3 protein-coding genes are annotated in these 2,183 nt (G+C 51.5%); 1 reads left to right on the forward strand and 2 read right to left on the reverse strand.

Annotated features, from left to right (window positions below; translation table 11 throughout):
* Positions 1–259 (forward strand): hypothetical protein (locus J4G38_RS28180; RefSeq protein ID WP_226164129.1); only part of this gene is annotated, 259 nt, incomplete at its 5' end.
* A 1-nt stretch (position 260) separates the two neighbouring features.
* On the opposite strand, the gene J4G38_RS28185 is transcribed toward J4G38_RS28180, so the two are convergent.
* Positions 261–518 carry a hypothetical protein gene (locus J4G38_RS28185; RefSeq protein WP_210522224.1) on the reverse strand — a complete coding sequence of 86 codons (258 nt, stop codon included), beginning with the start codon at positions 516–518 and terminating at the stop codon, positions 261–263.
* A 107-nt stretch (positions 519–625) separates the two neighbouring features.
* A complete protein-coding gene (locus tag J4G38_RS28190) occupies positions 626–1,741 on the reverse strand; it encodes a protein rep (RefSeq protein ID WP_226164132.1) in 1,116 nt (371 codons plus the stop codon).
* Positions 1,742–2,183: the final 442 nt, after the last annotated feature.

The raw sequence follows: 2,183 nt of genomic DNA on the forward strand, positions 1-2,183 counted from the left end.
AAAAAAAAATTTCAGGGAGCGGCTACGGAGTGACCAGGGTCAGACAGCGAGGCCTTACGGCGATTCGCCTCCAGTGGATAAACTGGAAATGGTAGCGTCAGTGCCTAAGAAGGCATCTGATATTGTACAAGAAAGTAAGAACGATGAGGTGAACACCCCGGACCGGCATTATCCTGCCGACAGCACAAATATAAGCGGTTTTTTAATCTTGGCTGGTGATGGTCTCGCTAGCCGCTCGACAACGACCACCACGGTATAATTTAATTAGCGCCGCAGCGCTCACACACACCAGGTGTGCCGAGCTGAGATTCTAAATACAGAACCGCGCGCCCGATTTCGTCGGCAAATGGCAAGCCATCACCACGAAGGCGCACATTGAGTTTTGAGAGCACAGAATACCAAATCCCAGCAGGTGCAACAGGCAGGTAAAGTTCTTTGGGGGAAATAGCAATAGCGTGCTCTACGGTCTTGGAAATGGCGATTTTTGCGGATTCTGTGAGTTTATTGAAGTGTGACATTTGATGAAATTTGAGAGGGTGAAAAAGTTACTTTGCACCAGTGAGAATTAACTGTCTTGCATATCTGCAATGCAGCTGCTTTTCACTGGTGAAATCTTGTGCGTTTTTTAATCTGAATTCATGGGCTTTTTCTGAGGTGAATTGTAGACGATTTTCGTCTCCACAAATTTTTTGAATTGAGGGGTGGGCTTGTAATTGGTGAGCATTTCACCGGACTCCTTATCTACCCAGTCGGCTTGCGCCTGGACCCACTCAAACACTGCATCGATGTTCAGCTCTTCGGCCAATGCATCGGCCTCCTCGTCACTGGCCACCTCCTTGGTGGTGGGAATGTTGAACTTCTGAAAAGTGCACTGGCCGGCTATCGCCTCAAAAATCACATTCAAGGGAGCCAAGCGGATAAACCGCTCTTTTGACTGCGTAGTGACCAATTTTGTGAAGTATTTGAACAACTCGTGAGCTGCCCCGGCATTGGCCGGTCGTACGTCCTGGCCTTTCCACTGCGCGGAGGGAAATTGAGAGAGCCAGGCCACCCGCAGCTCATTGGCAGAAGCCAAGTCTGGTACCACCAAGTGGAAGTGGGGATGGTAGTCGTCGCGGTCGGGGTTGTGAGTCGCTTCCAGCTTGCGGAGAGCCACGAGAGGCGCGGCACGTTGCTTGCGCCGGTGCTGCATTGCCCAGCTGCGCCGAATAGTGTCGAATCCCGCCTTCATCTGCTTCACAGTGGCCGCCAGGTCGTCCCCTGAGCAGTTCGGTACAGTGAGCGTAACCAGGTGTTTTTCTGGCCAGCTTTGGAGCACCGGGGCGTACTGCTTTATCAGCTGCGCGGACCGAATACGGCAGCACACAAGGCACCACCGATTCTTGCAGTACTTCCCGGTCAGGCTGTCGCCTTTCTTCTGCAAAATAGTCGAGCAGTAGAAGGTATTCCAGTAACTCTTCGTCAGCTTGCTGGCTGGCACGTTGGCCAGACCCACGGCCATAGCCTCGGTGAGAAATTTGACCCGAGCACGCTTCCCAAAGTTCTCTTTTGCGGAGAATTGGGCGTTTTTGGTAATCCGAAAGTCATCTTCGACGACCGCAGCGCCCCCCGTTACGGATGGGCTTGTTACCTGGTGTGCTAATTTATCAAGCGGGCGCCCCGAATGAGGAGCAAACGCCGGGGCTGAAGAAGCCGCACGGCGTGGCAGCCGTTTTACCGGCTGTTGCGTATTTTTGGACATCTGGTCATGGTTGTGACATGATTGGAGTATTCCCCCGGCTGGCTGGCCGAGGCATTTTTGGGCTGCGTTGCTTGCCGGCACCGCAGCCCTATTTTTTTGCGAGAAAGGGGCATCTTCCTCAGAACAGAGCAAAACTAGCCCTGAAAATTGGAGGATTTGTTAGATATCACTGGTAAGAGTTAACTGTCTTGCATATTCGCAATACAGCTGCTTTTCACTGGTGATATGTTGCTACCAAAATGTGCCCAAATCGGCAAAAAAAGGCATAAAAAAAGCCGCTCCACCCGAAAAAAAAATTTCAGGGAGCGGCTACGGAGTGACCAGGGTCAGACAGCGAGGCCTTACGGCGATTCGCCTCCAGTGGATAAACTGGAAATGGTAGCGTCAGTGCCTAAGAAGGCATCTGATATTGTACAAGAAAGTAAGAACGATGAGGTGAACA

It is taken from the genome of Hymenobacter terricola (assembly GCF_017921975.2).
In the GTDB taxonomy this organism is placed as follows: Bacteria; Bacteroidota; Bacteroidia; order Cytophagales; family Hymenobacteraceae; genus Hymenobacter; species Hymenobacter terricola.